This is a genomic window from Parvularcula mediterranea (assembly GCF_013085255.1).
Lineage (GTDB): Bacteria > Pseudomonadota > Alphaproteobacteria > Caulobacterales > Parvularculaceae > Parvularcula > Parvularcula mediterranea.
In genome coordinates this window covers 448,348-473,358 of record NZ_JABFCX010000003.1, presented here as the reverse complement: position 1 = coordinate 473,358, position 25,011 = coordinate 448,348, and the positions used below count along the sequence as shown (strand labels likewise).

Here is a 25,011-nt window from a genome sequence, read left to right as displayed (position 1 = left end):
CGTGGCTGCGTGGGCGTAATCCCTCGCTAGCGAAACTTGGCTAACATGGGATTTATCGCGCCGCAACAGCGATGAAGCAGAAAAATGCTAATTTAGGCTCTGTTGAGCAAATTAATGCGTTAACAGGGTCGAAACAGGCGGTATATGGTCACGCTCTCGCGGCAGCAGGTGCGACGTCGGAGCTGCCCGAAGATGCCTCAACCCCTTGAGGACGCACCCACTTGATCTTGTGACGGGCTTCGTCCCAGTGCTGAAGGATGTTCGCGGCCTTCGCGCTTCCGGTCTCCTGGAGGTGCCTGGAGATGAGGTCGCGGCAGGTCTCTTCTGCCTCGCCAAGGGGGCCAGCGACGACGTGCTCCGTGTTCAGAAGGTCATCAAGAGCGTCCGTCTCATCAAGGACAAAAGCCTGACCACCGGTCATGCCTGCCGCGAAATTGTCGCCCACCGGGCCAAGGATGACGGCCACGCCGCCCGTCATGTACTCGCAGCCATTGGCGCCGCAGCCTTCGATGACGGTGGTGGCGCCTGAGTTCCTGACGGCGAAGCGTTCGCCTGCCTTACCCGCAACGAAGAGCGAGCCTGCGGTTGCGCCGTAGAGGCAGGTGTTGCCGACCAGGACACCGCCGCCGGGTTCGTCACGGAAGCCGAGCACGACAATCTCTGCACCGGATAGGCCCTTGCCGACATAGTCGTTGGCGTCGCCTTCCACTTCGAGGCGGAGGCCTTGCGTGCCAAATGCGCCAAGGGATTGACCGGCTGAGCCCTGCAGCTTCACCGTGAGGTGGCCAGCGGGGAGCGTGCCAAAGTTCTTCCAGATGTGATGGCTCGTCCGTGTGCCGACGGCTCTGTGGACGTTCCGCACGGTGTAAGTGAGCTGCATCTTCTCGCGCCGCTCCCAGACAGATTGCGCGTCGAGCACGATCTGGTCATCAAGCGTCGCGTCAGGCTCATGCCGCCCTTCGCGGGTCGAGCGGGGAGGGGCCTGGCCCTCATCAGCGCGCACGAGCATCGGGTTGAGGTCGAGGTCATCGAGATAGTCGGGACCCCGGCTGACCTGACGAAGCAGGTCAGGTCTGCCGATCACTTCCTCGATGCTTCGTGCGCCAAGCGAGGCGAGCATCTCGCGGATCTCGTCGGCTATGAAGGTCATGAGGTTGACGACGTGGTCCGCCGCACCGCTGAACCGTGCGCGGAGGTCCTCATCCTGCGTGCAGACGCCGACCGGGCAGGTGTTCGAGTGGCACTGGCGCACCATTAGACAGCCCATCGCGACGAGCGACAGGGTGCCGATACCGAACTCCTCCGCACCCAGCATAGCGCCCACGAGAACGTCCCGGCCTGTCCTGATTCCGCCATCCGTCCGTAGGGTGACGCTTTCCCTAAGCTCGTTCAGGGTCAAGACCTGATTGGCCTCGGCGAGGCCGAGCTCCCATGGGCTGCCTGCGAACTTGATGGAGGTCTGCGGGCTCGCGCCCGTGCCGCCGACATGGCCCGAGATGAGAATGGCGTCAGCCTTTGCCTTCGCCACGCCCGCCGCGATGGTGCCAACGCCTGCAGAGCTGACGAGCTTCACGCAGACGCGCGCGGTCGGCGAGATCTGCTTGAGGTCGTAGATCAGCTGGGCAAGGTCTTCGATCGAATAAATGTCATGGTGCGGAGGAGGTGAGATCAGCGTCACGCCCTTGGTCGCGTGGCGGAGCTTGGCGATGTAGGCGTTGACCTTGAAGCCGGGAAGCTGGCCGCCCTCGCCGGGCTTGGCGCCTTGTGCGACCTTGATCTCGATTTCGCGGCACTGGTTGAGATACTCGGCCGTCACACCGAAGCGGCCAGAGGCGACCTGCTTCACGGCGGAGTTCATGTTGTCGCCATTGGCGAGGGGCGTGTAACGCTCTGGGTCTTCGCCGCCTTCTCCGGACACGGACTTTGCGCCGATACGGTTCATCGCGACGTTGAGGACGCCGTGGGCCTCGGGGCTGAGCGCGCCGAGCGACATGCCGGGGGTGACGAAGCGTTTGCGGATGGAGTTGACGCTCTCTACCTCGTCAAGTGGGATGGGTTTGCCGACCGGCCGGAAGCTAAGAAGATCGCGGAGCTGGATCGCTCCCTGCTCGCCCAGCGCTTCGGAATAGCGGCGGTAGGCATCGCGGTCATTGTTGCGCACGGCCTTCTGGAGATCAGCGATCAGCTTTGCCTCATAGGCATGGCGCTCGCCTACCGACCGTACACGGTAGAAGCTGCCAACGGGCAGCTTCGCCACGCCGTCCTCGCCGGGCCAGGCCTTGTCGGAGAGCTCACCAAGCTTTCGCTCGAGGCCCTGAAGACCGATGCCAGAGATGCGCGAGGAGGCCGTGGGGAAGTACTCAGCCAGCAGGGTCCGCGACAGGCCTAGGGTCTCGAAGTTGCAACCCCCTCTGTAGGCGGAGAGAACCGAGACGCCCATCTTGGAGAGGATTTTCAGAAGGCCATTCTCGATAGCCGTTTTGTAGGCAAGGCAGGCTTCGCCGAGGGTCTTACCGGGATACTTTCCTGCTGCGTGCGCCGCACCAATGCTCTCGAAGGCGAGGTAGGGGCTGACGCAGGTGGCGCCGACACCGATCAGGACGGCGGCGTAGTGGCTGTCCATGCACTCTGCCGAACGCACCGTGAACGAACAGTTGGACCGCAGGCCCGCTTCGAGAAGGCGGCGGTGGACGCCTCCTGCAGCAAGGATCATCGGAACCGGGATGCGGTTCGGCCCCTGTTTCTTGTCGCTGAGGACAATGTGGCCGGAGCCTGCGCGCACGGCATCGCAGGCTTCGTCGAGGATCCGATCGAGGGCGGCTTTCAGCGCCGTGCCGCTGCCATCGCCGCGCTCGAAGGTGCAGTCGATGACGTGCATCGAGAGCTTGTCCTGCAGCCGCTCGAACATGCCGTTGGTGAGGATCGGGCCTTCGAGGACGAAGACATCCGTCTGCGTCTCATCCTCGGCGAGGATGTTGCCTAAGTTCTTGAACCGAGTCTTCAGCGACATGACTCTGCCTTCGCGAAGGGGGTCAATGGGCGGGTTGGTGACCTGACTGAAGCGCTGGCGGAAATAGTGCGACAGCGGACGGTATTCGTTGGAGAGGACGGCGAGCGGCGTGTCGTCGCCCATGGAGCCGATGGCTTCCTTGGCGTCCATGACCATCGGCTTGAGGATGAGGTCGAGGTCTTCGCGAGTGAAGCCGGCTGCAACCTGACGATGGCGCAGCTCGGTATCTTCGAAGAGGCGGTCTTCAGGTCCCGGGCCGATTTCATCATCAAGCTCCACGACCTGTTCGAGCCAGTTGTCATAGGGATGCTGCTCGGTCAGCATGGTGATGGCTTCGTCGGGGCGGAAGAGTTCGCCTTTCTCGAGATCAAGAGCCAGCATGCCGCCCGCCGGGACCGAGCCGCGCTCCACAACGCGCTTGTCTCCCAGCGGGCACATGCCGCTCTCCGAACCCACGGCGAGGAGGCCGTCTTCGGTCACAGCGTAGCGTAGGGGCCGGAGACCATTACGGTCGAGGCCAGCCACGGCCCAGCGTCCGTCGAAGGCGCAGATGGCGGCTGGGCCGTCCCACGGCTCCATCACCGCGTTGCAGTAGCCATAGAGCGCCTGCACCTCGCGGCTCATGATGGAGGAGCGCTTGGACCAGGCCTCGGGGATGAGGAGGGCCTTGGCCATAGGCGCGGACCTTCCGCCGCGCACGAGGATCTCGAAGACGGCGTCGAGGGCGGACGAGTCCGAGGAGCCAGGCTGGACGACCGGCTTCACATCGTCATCATACTGATCGAAGACAGACGCGGCCATCTTGACCTCGTGCGCCTTCATCCATGCGACGTTGCCGGAGAGGGTGTTGATCTCGCCATTGTGGGCCAGCATGCGGAAGGGCTGGGCCAGCCGCCATTCGGGGAAGGTGTTCGTTGAATAGCGCTGGTGGAAGATCGCGAACGAGCTTGTGAAGCGCTCGTCCTGAAGGTCGAGGTAGAACCGGTCGATCTCCTCGGCGAGGAACATGCCCTTGTAGATGATGTCCCGCGGGCTGAGCGAGCAGACGTAGAAGTCGGGCAGGCGCTCGGCGAGGGCCTGCTTTTCGATGCGTCTGCGGACGATGTAGAGCGTGCGCTCCAGCTCGTCGTTCGGGCGGCCTTGGGGATCGTGGAAGAGGATCTGCTCGATCTCAGGGCGGACATCGTTGGCTTTGCGACCAATGATAGTGGAGTTTACCGGCGTCTGGCGCCAGCCGTAGAGGCGAAAGCCGAAGCGGAGCACTTCCGTTTCGACGATCGTCCGCGCCCGATCCTGAGCATTGAAGTCGGTACGCGGAAGGAAGACCTGGCCCACGCAGACGGGCGCGCGGGTCGGCTCGTGCCCGCCCTTGGCGACCTTCGAGCGGAAGAAGTCCTGCGCCACGTCGAGCCGGAGGCCTGCGCCGTCGCCTGTCTTGCCGTCGGCAGCGACGGCGCCGCGATGGTAGACGGCCTTCAGTGCTTCGATGGCACGGGTAACGACTTCGCGGCGGGGCTTACCATCGGTAGCGGCGACGAGGCCGACACCGCAGGCATCGCGTTCATCGCTAGGATCGTAGAGGCCGAAGGCTTCAGGGCGGGTCATGGCGTCACCGGTTCGTAGTTGCGCGCGTCATACTGACGGTTCTGCTGGCCGATGGTTTCGGCGTCGGCAGAGGCGCTCTTTGTGCTGATATATTTGTGGATACCGTCGGCAGCCTTGCGGCCGTCATGGATCGCCCAGACGACGAGGCTTGCGCCGCGGACAATGTCTCCGGCTGCGAACACGCCGGGCAGGGCGGTAGCGAAGGTGCGGGGGTCAGCCTTGATAGTGCCCCACGGGTTGAGGGTCAGGCCTTCCTCGCCGAACGCTTTCGGCAGGTCTTCGGGGCTGAAGCCAAGAGCCTTGATGACGAGGTCCGCTTCGAGGTCATCGTCGGCACCCTGAACTTCCTCAGGAATCTGGCGACCTGAGATGTCTGGTGCGCCAAGAGCCATCTTGGCCACGCGCACTCCGGTCAGCTTTTCCGCGCCGCCTAGGACCATCTTGGGCGAGGCGAGCCAGCGGAAGAGGATGCCTTCTTCCTCGGCGTTCTTCACCTCACGGGCACTACCCGGCATGTTCTCGCGGTCGCGGCGGTAGACGCAGGTGACGGAAGCTGCATCCTGACGGATGGCTGTCCGTACACAGTCCATTGCCGTGTCGCCGCCGCCGATCACGATGACTTTTTTGCCCTTTGCATTGAGGGTCCCGTCATCGAAGAGGGGCACGTCATCGCCGAGACCCTTGCGGTTCGAGGCAGTGAGGTAGTCGAGTGCGCGGACGACCCCCTCATTGCCCACGCCCGGAACGCTTAGCTCCCGGGCCTTGTAGACCCCTGTTGCGATGAGGACAGCGTCATGCCGCTCCCTCAGATCCGCGAAGCTCAGCGTGCTGCTGATTTCGACATTCAGCTCAAAGCGGACGCCAGATTGTTTGAGCCTCTCCACACGCCGAGCCACGACGTCTTTCTCCAGCTTGAAGCCGGGGATACCGTAGATAAGAAGACCGCCAGCCCGGTCGTAGCGGTCGTAGATCGTCACCTGATAGCCAAGCGCGCGGAGCGAATCGGCAGCGGAGAGGCCACCGGGGCCTGAACCGATGATGCCAATATGCTCAGGCCGCTCGCGCTTCGGCTTGATCGGGTCGATCCAGCCCTCTTTCCAGGCATTGTCGGTGATATACTGCTCCACCGCACCGATGGTCACTGTTCCGTGCCCTGACTGCTCGATGACGCAGGAGCCTTCACAGAGGCGGTCCTGCGGACAGATGCGGCCACAGATTTCGGGCATGGAGGATGTCGAGGCGGAGAGCTCGTAGGCTTCATGCAGCTCGCCTTCTGCTGCGAGGCGGAGCCAGTCGGGGATGTGGTTGCCGAGGGGGCAGCCTGATGAGCAGAAGGGCACGCCGCATTGCGAGCAGCGTGAGGCCTGCGCCTCGGCCTGCGCTTCCTGGAAACCCTGATAGATCTCCTCGAAGTCCTCCCGGCGGAGCTCCGGTGTGCGTTTTTCAGGGCCCTTTTGGGGCTTATCGATAAATCGCAGCATGTCGGTCATCACGGGTCTCCGGAACAAGGCTGGAGCTGAACGGAAGCCTGGTAAGCGATAAAACGCTCTCCAGAAGGCTCGGATTGATAGAACAAGCTAATTCAAGACGCAAATGCAAAATCCGGCGAGTGTCAGCGGGATTGCGAGGGTTCCTGCGGCGGCCAATGCTCTCTCCCGCGGGTTTGCGTTTCACGCCGGGCATACCCAAAGTCTTGGGCAGGACATCGACCTCTCACAGAAAGGCTCCGCCCCGTGCGCAAGACGCTTCTTCTCCTCGCTGCCAGCTCCATCGCCCTTGCCGGGTGCGACTTCGTGGAGGGCGTTCGCGAGGGCGCCCAGAACGCCGCCAAGGAGGCGGCTGAAAAGGCCGAGGCCGCCGAACAGGGCTTCGAGATCCCCTATGAGAAGTTCACCCTCGACAATGGCCTCGAGGTGATTCTCCACGTCGACAAATCGGACCCGATCGTCGCCTTCTCCACCGTCGTCCACGTCGGCTCGAACCGCGAGAAGCGGGGCCGCACAGGCTTCGCCCACTTCTTCGAGCACATGGCGTTCAATGATTCGGAGAACGTCCCGCGCGGCTGGAACCGTAAGGCTATCCCCGAGTGGGGTGGCCAGCGGAACGGCGGTACCTGGTCTGATGGCACGATCTATTACGAGGTCGTGCCCACCGATGCCGTGGACAAGATCCTGTGGATCGATAGCGACCGCCTCGGCTTCATGATCAATACGGTGACCCAGGCTGCGCTTGAGCGCGAGAAGCAGGTGGTGAAGAACGAGAAGCGCCAGCGCGTCGATAACGCGGCTTACGGCTTCACGACGGAGGTCATCAAGAAAGCGCTGTACCCTGACGACCACCCCTACAGCTGGACGGTGATCGGACAGCTTGAAGACCTGCAGAACGCGACCCTCGATGATTTGAAGGAGTTCTACGACCAGTATTACGGCCTCGCCAATGTGACCTTCGCGGTCGCTGGTGATTTCGACCCGGCCGAGATGCGCGAGAAGATCGAATACTGGTTCGGTGAGCTGCGGAGCGGCCCTGACGTTGAGATGCTCGAGCCGCGTCCGGTCACGCTCGAAGAGACGAAGAGCCTCTACTGGGAAGACAATTTCGCAACGCTGCCAGAGCTGCGGCTGACCTTCCCCACGGTGGCGAGCCTCAATGACGACGAGATCCCGTTGCGCGTGCTTGGCGCGGTGCTCGGCGGTTCGAAGGGCTCTCCGCTCTACGAAGTGATCGTGGATGAGAAGAAGTTGGCGCCAGGCGTGTCGGCCTATAACAACTCGCAGGAGATCGCAGGCGAGTTCACCATCCGTGTACGTGCCAATGCCGGCACAGACCTCGATGAGGTGAAGGTCGCCATCGAAGAGGCGCTCGCGCGCTTCGAGGAAGAGGGCGTCGATCCGGCTGAATTGCAGCGGATCAAGGCGGAGCAGGAGACAGGGCTTTATGCTTCGGTCTCAACGGTGCTTGGCAAGGCAAACCAACTGGCTACGAACAACGAGTTCGCGGGCGATCCGGGCTATACTGGCGTTGAGGCGAAGAAGCTCGAAACGCTGACTGCTGACGATGTGATGGCGGCCTACAACGCGCACATCAAAGGCAAGCCGATGGTCATCACCAGCTTCGTTCCTCAAGGGCAGGCTGAGCTGGCTGTCGAGGGTGCGACCCTCGCGGAGGTCGCCGTGGAAGAAGTCCGCGCCGACGTGGCGAGCGAAGAGGTGAGCCAAGGCGAAGAGGCGGAGTATGAGCGGACCCCTTCGCTCGTCGATCGCTCGGAGCCTGCGTTCGGCGAGCTTCCGCTCTTCTCCATGCCAGAGATCTACCAAGCGTCTATCGGCGGCGCGCGTCTCCTCGGCGTCGAGAGTGACGAGACGCCTGTGGTGACGTTCGACATCTCGATCGACCATGGCGGCTTCTTCGACCCTGACGGTAAGCGTGGTGCTGCTGGCCTTATGGCTTCGCTGATGAACGAAGGCACCGCCTCGAAGACAGCCGCTGAGTTCGAGCAGGCGGCGGGTCTTCTTGGCTCCTCGATCTCCATCGACGCTGGCAGTGAGGACACGGTGATCACCGTCACGACCCTCGCCCGGAATTTCGAAAAGACGATCGACCTCGTCCGTGAGCTGATCGAAACGCCACGGTTCCTGGATGCGGATTTCGCCCGCGTGCAGCAGGCCACCCTGACTGGCATCAAAGGTCGTCAGGCCAGCCCCGGCGCCATCGGCAGCCTTGCCTTCCAAAAGCTGCTCTACGGTGAAGATCACCCCGCTGGTCCGTCGATTAGCGGAACCGAGAACAGCGTTTCGGCCCTGACCGTTGCGGACATGCGCGAAGCCCACGAGGCGCTGCTTTCCTCATCGGTCCGCTTCCACGTGGTCGGCGATGTCGATGCTTCGCGCGCTGAGGAAGGGCTGACCGAACTGGCCGAGCTCTTCTCAGGCGATGCGGACAAGCCTGCGCTTCCCGCACCTTCGCCGGAAGAGCAGGACGCGCGCGTCTTCTTCATCGACGTGCCGGGCTCGAAGCAGAGCGTGATCCTCGCAGGCAAGCTTATCGTGCCAACCTTCGATCCTGCACACACGAAGATCGACTTTACCAACGAAAAGCTCGGCGGAGGGATCAGCGGCGACTTTGCCCAGGTCCTCCGTATCGAGAAGGGTTATACCTACGGCGCCTACTCGGGCATCTCGAACGGCACGCTTCCCCAGCGCTGGCAGATGGGGACAAGCGTTCGCGCGAACGCGACTGGTCCATCGCTCGAAATCATCCGTGAGATGATTGATCAGTACGGCCCGACCTTCGATGAGAGCGATGCCGAGATCACCCGGCAGAAGATCGTCAAGGACAACACCCGCGCCTATGAAAGCCTCGGTGCCAAGCTTGGCCTGCTGCGCTCCATCTCGCGCTACGGCAAGCCGCTCGACTTCCTTGAGCAGGAGCAGGAGCTCTTGCTGTCGATGGAGGTCGCTGACTTCCAGGAGGTTGCCGCAGAGCATCTGCAGGAAGACGAAATGATCTACGTCATCGTCGGTGACGGCGAGACCCAGCGCCAGCCGGTCACAGACTTCGCCGGTGGCTCGATCGTCGAACTGCCTGCTTCGGGCGAGTAACCGCAGGCGTTCACCTTATCGCGTTCGCGCTCTTTCTTTGAGGCGCGAACGCACTACTGTCCGGCTCATGTGAGGGGCCGATCCGGAGGAAAACATGGTTCGCATGGTCGACGTGGCGAAGGAGGCGGGGGTCTCCCTCAAGACCGTCAGCCGCGTCCTCAATAATGAGCCGCGCGTCCAGGAAGCCATGCGCCAGCGTGTCCGCGAGGCGATGGACCGCCTCGGCTACGTGCCGAGCGCCACGGCCCGCAGCCTTAGAAGCCGCCGCAGCTTCCAGATCATGCTGCTCGTGCATGACGTGCGCTCGTCATTTGTCAGTACAGTGCAGTTCGGCGCGCTCCAGGCCTGTCAGGACCTCGGCTACAATCTCCGCCTCGCCATGGCGCCCACTGACGTGCTGGTCAGCGAGGAAGCGCTGACGGGCTGGATGAACAAGGCGATGCAGAACGGCAAGCCTGACGGCATCGTGCTCGTTCCGCCGCTCGCCAACGACAAGGTCGTGGAGACCGTCGTTGAGAAGCTCGGTATCAAGACGGTCCGCATTGGCGTGACGAGCGTAGAAGACACCGAGGTCCGTGCAACGGTTACGATCGACGACCGTCAGGCCGCTGAAGATATCACCCGCCACCTGATCGATCTTGGCCATAAGCGGATCGCCTTCCTTAGGGGCAGGGAAGACCAGGACGCCACCGAGACGCGGTACCGCGGCTATTGCGATGCGCTGGAAGCGGCCGGTCTGGCCGTGGACAACGACTTGGTCCTCCCCGGACTGTTCGACTTCGACTCAGGCATCAAGCAGGGCCTCTGGCTCCTCGACCTACCCGAGCCGCCAACCGCAGTCTTCGCAGCAAATGACGACATGGCCGCTGGTGTCGTCACAGCAGCCTACCGGCGCGGCATTTCGATCCCGCAGCAGCTCTCCGTCGTCGGCTTTGACGATAGCGAGATAGCCGTCCGTACACTGCCTGCGCTCACCACGGTGGTGCAGCCTCTCGAAGCGATGGGGAAGGCAGCGGTGGAAACCGTGATCGAAGCGGCGGGGACGTCGAAGCTCGCGCTGCAATCGAAGCTCCTCGACTATCATCTGCGCATCCGCGAATCGACGGCTGAGCCAAAGGGCAGCTGAGCTCGTTAGCTGCATCGCGGCCCCCTTCACCTGAGAGACCATGCTAGAACCCAGCAAAGCTCCCGGCCGGGAGCGCGTTTGGAAAGTGGTTCGTCATGGTGAAACAGTGTCTTCTTGCGGCTGCGTCCGCGCTCGCATTTTATGGGGCCGCGTCGGCGCAATGGACAAACCACTATCCGAAGCTCGATGACTTTGGCCACCACGTCTATCTCGAGCAGCACGAATTACCCATTTTTGCCGGTAGTCCCACTGATCCCGCAGAAGCTCCTGACGGCGAGCGCATCGCCTTCTCCGCTCACGGATGGATCTGGATCCTCGACATCGAAAGCGGTGTCGCCACCCGGTTGACGAAGGGCCCCGACATGGATGCCCGGCCCCGCTGGTCCCCCGACGGCAAGCGGCTGGCCTTTGTCAGGGACGAAGGGGACGACACGGCGGTTGTCGTCATCGATGTGGCCTCCCGTCGCGAAGACATCATCGACAGCGCTGGCATCGATCTTGACCCGGAGTTTTCCCGCGATGGCGCGTACCTTTTCTATAGTTCAGCGCCCGAGGGCAGACTGTCTCTTTTCCGTCGTCACCTTGCATCGGGCGCCGATGAACAGCTGACAGACCTCCCTCAGGTGGAGCGCAACCCGCGAGCGCTGGCCAATGGCAACGGGCTCCTCTACCTCCACGGGGGAGGCGCGTTGCGCGGCCTCAGGCACCGTGATTTCCTGACCGGTAGCGATGAGTTGGTAGTGGCCGAGACCCTTGCCTATCATCTGACTGCGGATGTTCACCCAAGCCTCAACCTCGCGGTCTACACGGCGCCCATCGACAATGCGCAGCATCTCTTCGCCGTCGACCTCGGCCAACCGAGGGTACGCCACAGGCTGACGAGCGGCGACGCCTTTGCGCTGACCCCGAGCTTCAGCGGGGATGGTGAGAGCGTACTTTTCTTGACGCTCGACGAAGATCGCCAGTTCGAAATGATGCGCGTCCCGACCTATGGAGGAGCCGCCGAGAAGGTGGCCATCGAGCGCTGGGACTATGGCGCATCGACAGGAACCCTCAGTATCGTGACAACCGATGAGGAAGGGCAGGAAGTGCCTGCAAGGGTCGTTGTCACCGGCCCCGGCGGGCATCCTGTAGCGTCTCAAGATGGACCAACCTTCGTCGACCCGAACAGTGGCAGGCGCTATTTCTACACCGACGGTTCTGCCGAGCTGACGGTTCCTGCCGGACGCTACGAAGTCCTCGCGGTGCGGGGCCCCATGACCCCTGTCGTCTCGACCAGCGTACGCGTCGGCGGCCGGAGGACGGTTGAGGCAGAGCTGGAGCTCTCAACGGTGTGGGATGCAGAGGAGGCGGGCTATACGTCTGCGGACTATCACGTTCACCTGAATGGTGACGGCCACCTCCGCGCCGAGCATCGCCATGCCCTGGCGCAAATGGCCGGCGAGGACCTTGATCAGCTCGCGCCCATGTCCTGGAACCGCTGGGAACGCAGGATTGATGCGCCGATCCTTGGCGATATCACTAGGAAAGACGGGCGCACGGTCTGGCAAGGCCAGGAGGTTCGCTCTCACTTCCACGGTCACGTCGGCCTTCTTGGTAATGATGAGCCGTTCGCGCCCTGGTTCTTTGGACCTCGGAACCCGACGCTCGGCAATCCGGACCTGACCAATGGTGATGTGGTGGACTTCGCTGCGGAGCAAAACATCTCGGCGACCTATGTTCATCCGTTCTCTGAGGATGGTGACCTCATGGAGATGTTCCTCGAGAGCCCTTATCCGCCGGAGCTCGTGCCTGACGGCATTCTCGCGGACCGGCTGGGCATCGAGATCGTCTGTGCCTGGACGCCGCCGCTGACGAACTCCGCCATGTGGTACCGGTTCCTGAACATTGGACGTCCCGTCTATGCGATGTCGGGTACGGATGGGTGGGTCGACTTCCACAGGACCCCGCCCATGGGCACCGGGCGCAACTACATCCCCGCAAGCACTGCGGACGCGCCTGCGGAGATTCTCGCCGCTGCGATGGACGGGAAGGGTTTTGTCACCACCGGGCCTGCTCTGGTGTTCGAGGTGGCGGGTGTCGTACCGGGAGGCGTCACGGAAACTGGTGAAGCGCCCTTCACGCTCGATCTCGCAGCGGCGATGGATGTCGACCGCGTGGAAATCCTGATCAACGGCGAGGTGGTGGAGACCTTCGAGGGGGTCACCGCTGGCGAAAGCCAATCCTACGAAGGCACCCTGGAGCTTACCGACGGCGGTTGGGTTGCAGCCAGGGCGTATACAGATGAAATCAAGAGCGATGCCTGGCCAACCACCCACGCGAGGCCCTTCGCACATTCCTCGCCAATCTGGATTGGATCGGTGGGATCGACTGACCCTGACGCGGAAATTCTCGCAGCCTCTGAGCTAGCTGCCATGCTGGACGCCGCAGAGGAGACGATGAAACGCGCCTATGGTGACCGCTACGGCCCAAGGCTCGAGGCCCGCTTTACGCAGGCTCGCGCGGCCCTCGCGGAGATCGGCGGTCAGTAAGACAAGCAGGCGGACGGCCGGGGCGTCGTTCCGGCCGTCCGCTGGTTTCAGCTGCGTCTCTTCCTGAGAAATGCAGCTGCTGCAAACGCGCCGACACCGAGACCCACGCCGGGGAGGGGGACAGGTTCGGCTGCCACCTCGATGTCGACGGCCCAATCCCCAATGGAACCACCAAGCTCATCGGGGAAATAGTCGTACACGAACAGAGCCACCGTCCTTGTACCGACGAGGCCGTCGGCGAATTCTGCCAGCGTCCGGACCTTCGGTAGCCAAGGCAGGTACTCGTTGGTGATGTAGTCATAGTCATCGGTCGGCTTATAGGATCCCGTGACTAGGTTGTTCACCGGGACGCCAAAGTCCGCTTCGTCGTCGAAAGTGACTTCGATGCCATCGACGGCGATGTCATCAATATCGAACGTGTTTCCTGATCGCAGAACCACGCCGCGCTCCCACGCCTGTCCGTCCTCGGACAGGAGGAGAAGCATCGCGTCGAGCTGCCGCCAGCTGTCATGCGTCAGTCCTTCAAGGCGAACGTTCATATCCGTGATCGGCGCCCCTGCATGGATCTGCAGAAATGGCGTCTGCGGAGTTGTGGGACCGGAGGCACTGATCGGGACCTCCGCTCCATAGTTGAAAGTCACCGTCCCTGCTTGCGCAAAGCCTAAGGCCGCAGTTGCGATCGCTAGTGTGGTCGAAGCCCGTTTCATCAGCTCGCCCCTTTCTTCTCTTTCCCAAGCCCTGCGCCAGGGAGCTTCGGCGACCCTAGGTGGCCGCATCCCAGGGCGGGAGTGAGAGAACGACGAACACGGAGGACTGCGCGACCAAGCGACGCCACGCTCCGTAGTACCGCCGTAACCAGTATCCATCTGCGATGAACGCCGCACATCCTGCGACGAATTTGGTCGCGCGACCGCCTCTTTCGGTGCATTCTTCCCGCGAGCAAAAGGACCGTTCAACGCGCATGGAAAGCAGGTCGGAACGCGCGCCGCTCCTCATTATCAATGCAGGAGTTTGGCTCCTGTTCATGGCGTTCCAGACGCTGATCACGTTGCTCGAGGGCGCAGCGCCCTACGATGTCCCGCAGCGTGGCGGTACCTACGTGCTTTCGGCACTCCTGACGTTCGCGGGGAGTGTGATCCTGAGCGGCGAAGTCGAACGGCGTGGCCGCGGGGCGTGGCCTTTCGGCGTTGCGGTTACAGCGGGCTGCATCGTCGTGCATGCCCTCATTGCGGCGGCGATCTACAAGAGTTTCCCGCCGCTTCCCTACTTCGAGAATCGCAGCTTTACCCAGCTGGGACTCGCTGCGGCGCTCTACGGCCTCCCGATCGTCCTCAGCGCTCTCTTGGGTGCACTGACATTTCAGTATGGCCGTGCGTTTTCCGCGATGCGGGCTCTCTCGGCAGAGCGTGAGGCCGCGATGAAGGAGGCTCAGCTGACGACGCTGCACCAGCAGCTGCGGCCCCATTTCCTGTTCAACACGCTCAACACCGTGTCGGCTTTCATCCTGAGGGGCGAAAACATGAGCGCGGAGCGCACCGTGCTCCTGCTGTCTGACCTTCTCCGAAGATCGCTCTACGAGTTCGACGATCACACCATTCCGTTATCGGAGGAAATGGAGATAGCATCGATCTATCTCGAGATCGAGGGCGTCAGGTACGAAGAACGCCTGACCGTGGAGCAAGATATCGACGCTTCAGTCCACGGCTGGCCTGTGCCGCCGTTCCTCCTCCAGCCTCTGATCGAGAACGTCGTCAAGCATGCGGTATCCATCCAGCGCGAGCCAGTCCTTCTGTCGGTTGCAGCGAAGGAGGAGGGCGGCCGGCTCCACATCACGATTGAGGATGATGGGCCCGGCCTGGGCTCCGGTTCAAGCCAAGGAGGGATTGGCCTTGAGAATGTGCGGCGACGTCTGAAACTTCTCTACGGAGAGGGTGCGTCGTTCACCATCGAGAGCCGCGAGCCCAGCGGTGTTCGGGCCACTATCCACCTCCCTCGAGAGGTCGTCTGATATGCTGCGTGTCCTGATCGTCGATGATGAGCGAATGGCGCGGGAGCGGATCAGTCTCGCCGTTGCCACGATGGCCGGTGTCCGTGAGATCGGTCAGGCGTCGGACGCCCGGGAAGCGATTATGCTCGTCATGAAGGAGAAGCCTGACGTGGTTCTCCTCGACATCGAAATGCCCGGCGCTTCGGGGTTTGATGTGGTGCGGGAGGCTCTTGAAGAAGGCGCGGCCTGCGCGTTTATCTTCGTGACCGCCTATGATCAGTACACTATCGAGGCTTTCGAGCATGAAGTCGCCGACTATCTCCTAAAGCCCGTCGCCTTCGAACGGCTGAAGAAAGCCCTCGACCGGGCCGAGAAGCATCTTTCCCTGCGATCGGCGGAGGAGCGGGCGGAGCGACTTGCCGCGCTCCTGGCGTCCATGGAAGAGGGCAGCCGCCAAGAGAAAGATAGCCCCTGCTTGTGGGTGAAAGTGTCAGGCGCAATGGTCAGGGTGCCTGTCGAAACGATCCAGCGCGTGTCCGCGGACCGTGACTATGTGCGGATCGTAACCGCCACGGACACCCATCATAGCCGTTCGACCATGGCCTCGATTGAGAAGGAGCTTGCGGGCTCGGGAATGATCCGCGTGCACCGCTCGCATATTGTTCGGAAGGGCGCGATCCGCAGGTGGACTCGCCGCGGACCTAACAGGCGCGCCATCGAGCTTGATGATGGAACGCTGCTGCCAGTCGGCTCAACCTTCTTCGGGCTGATCGACGAGATCATGGCGGAGAAGACCAGCGGACGCTGAGCCCTAGGAGAAGAGCTGCAAGGCCGCCGGATCGAAGTTCCGAAGGTTGGGGAGCGAGGCACTGATCTCGCTGTCGCTCAGGCCCCACCATTTGCCCAATGGCTCTGCCAGCTGCTCCACCGAGAGCGTAGGTGCCAACCTCCCGCTGCCGACGTCGCGGTCATTCCCGAGTTCAGTCGCAGGGACACTGCCGAAGATGTTCCGTCCACGCACGGCACCACCCATGACGATATGGTGGCTACCCCAGCCATGATCCGTACCATCGCCATTGACCGAGAGGGTCCGACCAAAGTCAGACGCCGTGAAAGTCGTCACGCTCTGGGAGAGACCAAGGTCGCCTACCGCTTGGTTGAACGCAGCGAGCGCTCCGTCGATCTCGCCGAGGAGTGCCGGAAGGTCCGCCGCTTGGCTGGAATGGGTGTCGAAACCGCCAATGCCGACAAAGAAGATCTGGCGCGAGGCAAAGAGCGCTGACCTGATCGACATGGTCTCCGCGACTGCCTTCAATTGGGCGCCGAGGCCCGTTTCGGGGAAGGTCGTCGCGAGGGGGACGCCTCCGCCCCGGGCCTCGTCGAACGCGGTATTGGCATCAATCCCATTGCGGAACTTATTGGCGATGTCCTGCGCAAGGATGTTGCTCCCAGCGAATCCTTCCGCACGGAAACGATCCTTTGCCGCGGCAAGGAAGCTGGCAAGCTCCGGATTGTTCCCGCCGTCGTCAAAGCGTTCAAGCGCTCGAATACCCGTCGTTCCGCTGAGCGAAATCTGGTAGGGCGCTGCGATATCACCCGTCAGGAACGGGCCCACGCCGGCGGTCGAGAGCGTCGTGAAGACTTCGCTGCCGGCATTTGCGCCAGCTGCAAGCGCTGCGTCAGCGAACAAGCCGCCCCAGCCAAGCTGCGCGCCTTCCGGTGCACTGGCCTGCCAGGTCGCCTGCTGGTCATTGTGTGAGAAGAGCCTTGGCGGTACACGGACAGCACGATCAATGACCCCCTGCGCGGTGACCGGTTCAACCAGTGGACCGACATTCGCAACGAGAGCTGCCTGACCCTGATCGAACAGCGCATGCAGCTGCGGCATCTCCGGTGGTAGGGCGAAGGCGCGACTACCGAAGGACGACTGATTGTCGAGCGTCAGCGGAAGCAGCATCTCCCGCGCACGGGACGATCCTTGCGCATTGAGCAGCGTCTGCCGCACGGAAGCGAAACTATCATACGAGGGCTGATCATAGGGCAGCAGGAGATCGTGGGTATCGAGCCCTCCAAACAGGAACACACAGACCAGCGCCTTGTATCCGCTGACATCGGCAGCATGGGCAGTCAGCGCACCGGGCATACCGTAGAGCCCGGCTCCCGCCAGCGTGGAAGCGGTCGCGGTACGGAGGAATTGACGTCGGTTGATAGGCATCTCTCTCTCCTTACCGCTGAACCAGATAGTCTGGCGACGACATGACCATCAGCACTGCGAAGCCTACGAAACTCTCTGCGACATCCGGGTCCGAGTAGGTTTCAGGCGGCAGCTCTTCCAGCGTCTGGATGAGCCGGGTTCGCGTATCTTCGGACATGCTGCCGTAGAGAAGCTTGTCGCTGAGGTGGTCGATCAGGGCCGCAGGCGTCGCTGCGAGCGCAAGTTCATCGGTGTAGTCCGGAACGAACGTCCGCCTCGCCTGGATCTCGCTGAACGGGACCGAGGAGAGGTCAAAGGCCCATCGCCCTGACCAGAACTCGTCCTCTTGCACCTTGAACGTACCGTAGGAGAGAAAGTTGATGTACCCCGCGGTGCTCGACGCGTTGACGATCTGCAGCTCGGGCGCCGTCATGCCGAGATCTCCCGAGAGTGTCCCCGGCGCGACATAGCCTGGCCTGTAGAAGTTGAAGACCGATGGCGAGCGGAAGGGGTGCTGGCCTAAGATGTCGATGGGCGAAGTGTTGAACAGCGGACCCGCATACTCCGGGAACGACATGTCCGCCTCGAACGCCCTCAAGAAATGCGCCACGCGCAGGACAGGCTCACGAATCTTGCCGAACTGGTCAGCATTAAGAGCATTATCGCGTTCGGCGTCGGGATCGAAGAGGACCGCAGCGAGTGTTGCTTTGAGATCACCCTTGCGGCCTTCGCCCACGCTCGTGCCGTTCGGCAGAAGGTAAGTCCCGCTGTTGAAGGCAGTCGCGACCCTCTCGATATAGTCCGGCTCCGGATTGCTCGTGACAAAGCGCTGGATCAGCTGCTTCCCGACAAACGGGCCGACATTGGGGTGCGCCATGATGTGGTCGAGGGCCAAGTCGATGCTTTGCGTCCCTGAGGTCCCCGCCGGGATCGTCGTGCCGAGGAAGCTCTTCTCTTCCTGGGAATGGATACCCTCGAACATGGTCAGAGGCTGCGCGACAGCGACGACTGTCCGCGGGATCGATTCCTCGAAGCCTCCGGAGTAGAAGAAGGCGTCGTCAAAAAGGCCCGTAAAGACCTTGGCGAGCCCGGTAATGTCGTCATTGTCGAACGTTTCGATAGGCTCGCCATCGGTGCCGAGCACCGGAGAACCGTCCGTGTTCAGCTCAACGAGACCGATGGTGAAGAGCTGCAGGATCTCCCGCGCGTAGTTCTCATCGGGTACCCGCCCCGTCGCCGGATCGCCCTTCTGGTTGCCCAGATAGGTCAGGTAGTCGGCCATCGCCGGGGAGTAGGTCACGTCCTCCAGCAGGTCGCGGTAATTGCCGAACGCATGCTCCTGCAGGATGTCGAGATAGTAGCCGAGGGTCTGGGGGAAGAGCTCGAGGATACCCCCGCCGCTATTGGAGACCACAAGGAGCTGCGAAAGAGCGAAGACCATCCGCTGGCGGAGCTGGTCGTCAGCCTCGGCTGCCCGCCTCCAGAACACCCAGGTGGTCGCTGCGAGGTCGAACATGTCGACAATCTCGCCCGGCGGCCGTGTGCCCAGGTCATAGTAAGCCTGCGCTTCCGTGAGGAAGGAGGCGGTCGGCTTGTCGAACTCGGCCAGGATCCATGCGGACTCGTTGGTGCCGGTCAGTGCCGCGACCTCGGCGTCCGTGGGCCCGAAGGTCGCCATCGTCAGCATCCGCGATGTCGACTGCTCGGTCAGGAAAGCCCCGGTCGCTGCCGGAGGGGGCGTACCGCCTCCGCCTCCGCCGCCCGTTCCGCCACCACCAGAGGGTGGAGGGGAGCTCCCGCCATCACCACCTCCGCCACCTGAACAGGCGGCGAGCGCGACCAGCGCAAGTGTTGCTAGGCCTTTCGACAAGCGTCCCGGCATGACGTCGGATCCTCCCTGACAGCAGCCTCGACGCTAGCATGACCGAACACCGTCCGGTTTGCCAATTCTGATCAAACTGTATCGCAGTGTCGCACCGCCAGGGCGCGACTGCGGCGTGGCGGCTAACCCCCTCGCGTTGCGAGATAAACTTGCCGTCCACCGTCCCTCAGCGAGGTGATGATGATGGCATTTCCGTCCTTGCTGGGTGCGGGATGCAGGTCGCAACGGAAGGGGCCGCGTGCAGGCCTGTGACCTTCGAACCGGTCAATGGTTTCCGTCTCGCCGTTCTCTTCATCGTGGAGGAGGAGGTCGACAGTCTCTTGATAGGGGGTGTCGAGCACCATCTCTCCAAGGCGGTCGAGAGGTCCCGGCGGAAGGTGCCTGACGTGGACATTCTTCTTGATGAGCTCCGGGGCGATAACGCCTCGCCGCGTCCCGCGGGGGCATGTGTCATCGAAGAGGGCGAGCTCTCCCGCGCGCCAGAAATAGAGCTGACGATCGTTGAGCCATAAGACGTGCGACGTCGCATCGGCAAGGAGACGGACATCTGTCCCGTCCGTGCCGCAGGTGAGGCTCACCCCTTGTGTACCGTTCCAAGGGCCACCGGGCTTCCGCCAACGGAGCTTTACGGTGAACCGCTGGCCGTTCGGAGAAATCTTCGCGTGGTTGAACCAGTAGTGGTAGCGCCGCACGGCATGCTCAAGCCGCTGCTTGAGCGGCAGGTGAGCCAGGAGAAAACGCACAGCATCGCGAAGTGACAGGATCAGCTCCTCGCCGTCACCGTCGAGAGTGAGCTTCCAGACGCCATCTTCCTCCGGGTGCCGATTGTCCATGAACGACTCCGACCCCCCGGCATAGCCATAGCCCGGACGCAGCGCATCAAGCCTCGCCATGTTGAGCCCCAACCCAAAGCTGGCGTCCGGCGCCACGGCATAGAGGGGGCGGCCGAGGGTGGCGGCATCGCGGCCTGAGGCATCGAACACCCTCGCGATAAACCGCTCACCGTCTCGGGCATTGAAGGCAAAGCGCTCCCCACCGCCGATCCATTGGGCCATCGGGCCCTGCTGCCAGCTCCAGGCGCTTGTCTCTCCTATGTCGGTCCAGCGCCCGTCAGCAACATCAACGATGCCCACACGGACGGTATCGCTCGGCTCAGGCTGACGCTCCGCGAAGCTCATGCGGTGCACGAGCACTCTGCTCGCCGCGTCATCGAGAACCGAGATATCGTAGTAGCTATGGCTATGCGTCTGGCCCTCAGGCGTTCCGAAGGTCAGTTGGCGGATGGAAAAACTGCTCATCCCATGATCCGTTTCTTGACTGCGCGAAGGGGGGCGAGGAACGGCTCGGCTGCTTTCCGCTGTGCGCCTTTGCGCCTGATCCGGTGGAGGGCGTCTTGCCAGTCCTCATCGGAACCTGACGAGCGCACCGGGATCCTGCTCATGTCGAGCCCGCCATGCTGTTCGAAGTGGTCGAGCTGTTTCTGGCCATAATAGGCCCCTGCGCGGCTGACCCCCGGTGTTGCGAGCCTGATCCGGAGGCGCTCGGGCAGGGACGCTGTCCAATGATAGTGATGGACGCGCGTTGGTACGGAGAACCGGAAGGATGGGTCCTCGACCTCGGGAAACTCCCCAAGCGGATGATTGTAGAGGAACGAGGGTGACTGCTCCTTGACCGGATGATGTCCTCCGCGGCTGGGAAGCACATGGCCACGGATGGCCATGACCTTGACCGACCCCCGACGGTTATGGCCCGAGCCCTCGCCGCCTATCGTCCAGATGACATCGGCCTCAACGGGAAACTGCTCGTGCAGCGCAGGGGTCCGGGCAACGGAAGCAAGCTTCCCGCCCTCTGCCACACGGTCGATGAACACGCCTTGCACACAATCGACTCCCATCTGTCCGCAGCGCTCGAGGAAGGCAGGGAGGCGCTCGGGATACTCGTGATACTCGTCGACGTCGGCGCTGAGCACCCAGTCGGAAGGTTCAGCCTCAGCTTTTTGGACCTCACGGCGCTTCTCCCACATGGAACCCGAGGTGTAAGGAGCGATCCACTCAATAGCCCGCTCGACCCCCCGCGAACGGAGGATCTCCTTCGCCTGCGCAAGACCATCTGACCCGCCATCGAGAGCGTTGAGGATCGGCCGCATCCGATCAGGAGCAATCCCGAGAGCAAGATAGTGATCGAGGAAATGCGGCAACAGGTCGAGGTCATGGTCCACCCCGACGCAGGTTATGAGAAGGGGGCTGTCATCAGTCATCGGAGTAAGGCCTCAGGAAATCGTAGGTCTGAATTGCTTCGCGGATGAGGTTGCGCTGATCGTCCGTCCAGCTGACGCGATCACGGCTCTTGCTGCCGCCAGATCTGACAAGGGTGTTTGCCGCAGCGAGCCAGTCAGCTTGGGATGTCAGGCCGAGGAACCCCGCTAACCCCGATAGCGAAGCTCCGCAGTCCTCGACGAAATCCTCGTAGACGATCTCGTACCAGTCGTCTTTCGGCACTGCTTTCTTCATCGCCGCGACGCCTGCTGCCAAGGCGAGATAGTCCGTGACCATCTCATCAAGCGCATGGCTGGCGATGTCGCCAGCTTCCTGTGCCGTTTGAAGAGCCGTCGAGAAAGCCTCACCATCCGAAGCCTCTATGCGAAGACGGTCGTAGAGCCTGCCCTTGCGGAGCGACATGGTGGCGATGTTGTCGAGGGGATGGCGCGTGACGTTGATGAAGACCGTGCGCAGGCCTATCTCCCTACGGATCTTGTCGATCAGCGACGGATCGCCCGCGAACCAGCGCGTCGCCCAGTCGCCTTTCTTGTCTCCAATCACGGTCAGTTCTTCATTGGACAGTGCGCTGAGCTCAGGCGTCTCGTACCGAAAGCCGTTCCACCATCGTCCGTCGTCGGAAAACTGTCGCGCGCTCCTGCCGATCAACGAACGGATGGAAGCAGCGCTCATGCCCTTTGCAACCAGGCCCATGATATCAAGCTCATGGGCGATCGCCGCATTGGGATGCGCATCAAGCAGCGCTCCGATCAGGGAGTGCCCCGATCTAGGGAAGCCTACGAACTGTACAAGCGTCCCTGCGTCCCGGCCAAAGCCCGGACGCCGAAATCGCTCCAGCAGCGCGAGCACTTGAAGTCTGCGCATGGTCAGGCGCTGATGCGATCGCGATGCGGCACCGGCAAAGACAGGGATGGAGTGGCTGGTCTTGGCGGCCTTCTTCCCGTGCGGTGCGGCGGTTTCCATCGCTGGTAAGGTCACGACGGGGCCTCACTGGCGGGCAGCCCCGGCCGACCGAAGAACCAGCGGACAGCGGCCGGTGCCATTGCGCCCGCATCAGCTGGGCGCTGCGATACGTTGCGCTTCGTCTGTCTACTGAGCGAGGTTGCGATCCGTCGCTCGAAATCGCGCAGGATAGAAGGCGGCTCTTTCTTCTGCGCCACCGAATGAACTCTTCGCAGCCCGCGAAGCCCAAGCTCGACCGTGCGGAGGTCGAGGCGATCAAAGCTACGCCAGAGCTGCACTGCAGCGCGCACCTCGTCCGCATCCGTAGGCTCGCCGAGATAGCGTTCGTGAAGCCTGACCGAGACCTCGTTGCTCAACGCTTTGCCCTCGTCGCCACGACTGCCCAGCGTTGAGGCTCCATGCCTGCGCCACTTCACGAGCGGCTCCGTCAGGTTATCGAACGTGGTCACAGCGAGAAGGCGGGACCAAAGCTCGCTGTCCTGCGCTGTCCAGAAGCGCTCGTCATAGCCGCCAGCATCCCGAACGATCTCGGTGCGGAACATAACGCCAGGGTGTAGCACGCAGTTGATAAACATGCTGCGGAACCGGATAAGGTCATGGCCCTGCGCCGGTTTGACGGAGAACAGGTGACGATCCTCCCCGTCGATCCGCTCATAGCCGCAGGAGAGGACGCCGAGGTTTGGCCTGGTTTCGAACTCAGCAAGCTGACGTTCCAGACGCTCGGGGTGGTAAAGATCATCGGCATCAGCGCGCGCGACAAGCGGCGCGCGGACTTCTGCAAGACCCCGGTTGAGAGACGCCGCAAGCCCGAGATTGCGCTCGTTCTCGAAGACCCGGATGCGCGGCTCTTGTTCGGCATAAGAGGCAATCAGAGCCTTGGTCTCACGATCAGCCCCGTCATCGACCAGCACGACATCAAAATCCCGAACGGTTTGCACAAGGAGAGTGTCCAGAGCCGGCGCCAAGAACGAACCGTCGCGTACCGACATCAGGACACTGACGCTCGGATCGTCCGTCATGAGATGCCCCAGCGCTGAACCCAACGTTCGAGAAGGACGAGCTGAAGGAGCGCGGCCCCTGACCGCGGCAGCTTGCTGAGATTGTCGCTCAGCGCGAAAGGATCAATCAGCCCGTTCGAGACCAATGAACCACCTGCAACCTCGCTGGTCAGCCGGTCCCATGCGTCAGGCCTGTCGGTGATCCAGGGGCCGAGGGGAGGGCTGAACCCCTTCTTCCTCGTGCTGAGAATATCGTCAGGTAGCCATCTCGCTGCGGCCTCCTTCAGGAGGCTCTTCCTGCCGTTCGTGACATGGAGGGCCGGATCGATACTGAAAGCGAGCTGAACGAGTTCCGTATCCAGCAGCGGCACGCGCGCTTCGATACCGTAGGCCATGGTGGCGCGATCCACCTTCACCAGGATCTCATCGGGCAGGTAGGTCGCCATATCACAGCGCCGGGCTGCATCGACAGGTGCGCGGGAGGAGGGAAAGTGCTCACGCTCGCGCTCCCTGCAGACCTGCAAAGTCTCGAGAGCAGGGCCGCTAAGAAGCTTCAGTCCTTCCATACCGACCGGGCCGTTATGCGCCTGATAGTGCGAGAACGGAGAGAATGTCCCGTGCGCCAGTCGAGACACCACCCGCCGTCCCACGGAGAGTTCGCAGTCGAGAGAGGTGCGACCATGCTCCCTGAAGTGTTCAGAGAGGGCGTCATAGTGCCGGTAACCCGCGAACAGCTCATCGGCACCATCACCCGTCAGCACGACCTTGGTGCCGTGCTGGCCAGCCAGACGTGCGACAGCGATCATGGGGAGTGCGGAGGGAATACCGAATGGGTCGTCATAAACCTCGACGGCTTCGTCAAGGAGCGCGTCAGCGTTCTCCGGTGTAAGCACCTCGATGATCTGCCGCGCGCCAGTATGTTCGGCTGCGCGTTTTGCGTAGGCGCGCTCATCGCTTTTCGGTGTGTCAAAGCCGATGGTGAATGAGGTGACGGGCTCGCCATTCGCTTCAGTCGCGATCGCGGTGACAAGGCTCGAATCGATCCCCCCACTGAGGAAAGAGCACACAGGCACGTCGCTCAGGAGCTGGCGTTTCACAGCCCTCTCGACTGCGTCCTCGATGGCTTCTTTCGCGGCCGCCCTGTCCGTGATCGATGTCTCTTCAGGCAGCGACCAGTAGCGTCGGGTGGAGACCTTGCCGTCTTCGAGGGTTAATGCGGTCGCCGGAGGTAGCGTCTCGATGCCGTCAATGAGCCCCTCGCTCCCTGTCGGCACGCCGTAGAGGAGCCATTGCGCGAGGCGTTCGTGGGAGAGCCTGCCAACATCCTGCCCGGATGCGAGGATCGCCTTGAGCTGGGAACCAAAGAGGAAGCGATTACCACTCTGTGCGTAGACGAATGGCTTCACGCCGATCTGGTCGCGGGCGCAGAAGAGCTTTCTCTGGCCTTCGTCCCAAATCGCAAAAGCGAAAATGCCGATGAGCCGGTCGAGGCAATCTTCGCCCCATTCCGCATACGCATGAAGCAGCGTCTCGCTATCGCAGCGGGAGCGGAACATATAGCCCTTCGCCTGCAGCTCTCGCTTCAGCTCGGGATGATTGTAGATCTCGCCATTATAGGTCAGCGTCAGGCCACGCTCTTCGTCGCGGAAGGGCTGCGCGCCCATAGGCGTGAGGTCGAGGATCGAGAGTCGCCTGTGCCCGAAACCAACGGAACCGTCAGCGCTCGTCCACGTGCCGCGTCCGTCCGGCCCCCGCGCTGACAAAGCGTCGGTCATCCGGTCCAGCGCCTGCGGATCGATCCGTCCGCCGCCAGTGTCGATCCATCCTGCGATCCCGCACAT

Annotated in this window: 15 protein-coding genes; 5 read left to right on the top strand and 10 right to left on the bottom strand. The window is 62.4% G+C overall.

The genetic code is table 11. The annotated features are described in order from the left end of the window. Nucleotides 1-148 precede the first annotated feature (148 nt). Both gltB and HK107_RS11065 read right to left on the bottom strand, forming a co-directional pair. Nucleotides 149-4,615, bottom strand: a complete 4,467-nt coding sequence (gene gltB, locus HK107_RS11070; RefSeq protein ID WP_173199724.1) for a glutamate synthase large subunit — start codon at nucleotides 4,613-4,615, stop codon at nucleotides 149-151. Continuing rightward, a complete protein-coding gene (locus HK107_RS11065; RefSeq protein ID WP_173201479.1) occupies nucleotides 4,612-6,096 on the bottom strand; it encodes an NAD(P)-dependent oxidoreductase in 1,485 nt (494 codons plus the stop codon). Before HK107_RS11065 ends, gltB begins: the two co-directional genes overlap by 4 nt. Before the next feature lie 252 nt (nucleotides 6,097-6,348). Here HK107_RS11065 and HK107_RS15995 point away from each other — a divergent pair, with 252 nt between their 5' ends. The 3 genes from HK107_RS15995 to HK107_RS11050 all read left to right on the top strand — a co-directional run bounded on the left by HK107_RS15995 (nucleotide 6,349) and on the right by HK107_RS11050 (nucleotide 12,870). Continuing rightward, nucleotides 6,349-9,213 carry a M16 family metallopeptidase gene (locus HK107_RS15995; protein ID WP_173199722.1) on the top strand — a complete coding sequence of 955 codons (2,865 nt, stop codon included), beginning with the start codon at nucleotides 6,349-6,351 and terminating at the stop codon, nucleotides 9,211-9,213. 94 nt (nucleotides 9,214-9,307) lie between these two features. Next, nucleotides 9,308-10,339 (top strand): LacI family DNA-binding transcriptional regulator, encoded by a 1,032-nt coding sequence (locus HK107_RS11055; RefSeq protein WP_173199720.1) that lies wholly within the window; start codon nucleotides 9,308-9,310, stop codon nucleotides 10,337-10,339. 95 nt (nucleotides 10,340-10,434) lie between these two features. Continuing rightward, complete coding sequence (locus HK107_RS11050; protein ID WP_173199718.1) at nucleotides 10,435-12,870, top strand: CehA/McbA family metallohydrolase; 2,436 nt, start codon at nucleotides 10,435-10,437, stop codon at nucleotides 12,868-12,870. Between the two features lie 47 nt (nucleotides 12,871-12,917). Here the strand turns inward: HK107_RS11050 and HK107_RS11045 are convergent, their stop codons facing one another. Next, entirely contained in the window at nucleotides 12,918-13,577 is a 660-nt protein-coding gene (locus HK107_RS11045; RefSeq protein ID WP_173199716.1) for a hypothetical protein, read from the bottom strand. A 254-nt stretch (nucleotides 13,578-13,831) separates the two neighbouring features. Here HK107_RS11045 and HK107_RS11040 point away from each other — a divergent pair, with 254 nt between their 5' ends. Continuing rightward, nucleotides 13,832-14,878, top strand: coding sequence for a sensor histidine kinase (locus HK107_RS11040; RefSeq protein ID WP_173199714.1), 1,047 nt, complete (start codon nucleotides 13,832-13,834; stop codon nucleotides 14,876-14,878). Nucleotide 14,879: 1 nt separating this feature from the next. Further along, on the top strand, nucleotides 14,880-15,665 hold the full coding sequence (locus HK107_RS11035) for a LytR/AlgR family response regulator transcription factor (protein WP_173199711.1): 786 nt from the start codon (nucleotides 14,880-14,882) through the stop codon (nucleotides 15,663-15,665). Nucleotides 15,666-15,668: 3 nt separating this feature from the next. Here the strand turns inward: HK107_RS11035 and HK107_RS11030 are convergent, their stop codons facing one another. The 7 genes from HK107_RS11030 to asnB all read right to left on the bottom strand — a co-directional run bounded on the left by HK107_RS11030 (nucleotide 15,669) and on the right by asnB (nucleotide 25,011). Then, complete coding sequence (locus HK107_RS11030; RefSeq protein WP_173199709.1) at nucleotides 15,669-17,072, bottom strand: DUF1501 domain-containing protein; 1,404 nt, start codon at nucleotides 17,070-17,072, stop codon at nucleotides 15,669-15,671. Nucleotides 17,073-17,082: 10 nt separating this feature from the next. Next, nucleotides 17,083-18,933: a DUF1800 domain-containing protein gene (locus HK107_RS11025; RefSeq protein WP_173199707.1), complete on the bottom strand. Its 1,851-nt coding sequence runs from the start codon at nucleotides 18,931-18,933 to the stop codon at nucleotides 17,083-17,085. A gap of 122 nt (nucleotides 18,934-19,055) precedes the next feature. After that, nucleotides 19,056-20,231: a hypothetical protein gene (locus HK107_RS11020; RefSeq protein ID WP_173199705.1), complete on the bottom strand. Its 1,176-nt coding sequence runs from the start codon at nucleotides 20,229-20,231 to the stop codon at nucleotides 19,056-19,058. Further along, nucleotides 20,228-21,190 (bottom strand): glycosyltransferase family protein, encoded by a 963-nt coding sequence (locus HK107_RS11015; protein ID WP_173199703.1) that lies wholly within the window; start codon nucleotides 21,188-21,190, stop codon nucleotides 20,228-20,230. Before HK107_RS11015 ends, HK107_RS11020 begins: the two co-directional genes overlap by 4 nt. Beyond that, nucleotides 21,183-22,073: a sulfotransferase gene (locus HK107_RS11010; RefSeq protein ID WP_173199701.1), complete on the bottom strand. Its 891-nt coding sequence runs from the start codon at nucleotides 22,071-22,073 to the stop codon at nucleotides 21,183-21,185. Before HK107_RS11010 ends, HK107_RS11015 begins: the two co-directional genes overlap by 8 nt. A gap of 110 nt (nucleotides 22,074-22,183) precedes the next feature. Next, on the bottom strand, nucleotides 22,184-23,191 hold the full coding sequence (locus HK107_RS11005) for a glycosyltransferase (protein ID WP_173199699.1): 1,008 nt from the start codon (nucleotides 23,189-23,191) through the stop codon (nucleotides 22,184-22,186). Next, nucleotides 23,188-25,011 (bottom strand): asparagine synthase (glutamine-hydrolyzing), encoded by a 1,824-nt coding sequence (asnB, locus tag HK107_RS11000; protein ID WP_173199697.1) that lies wholly within the window; start codon nucleotides 25,009-25,011, stop codon nucleotides 23,188-23,190. The genes HK107_RS11005 and asnB overlap by 4 nt, the downstream gene beginning before the upstream one ends.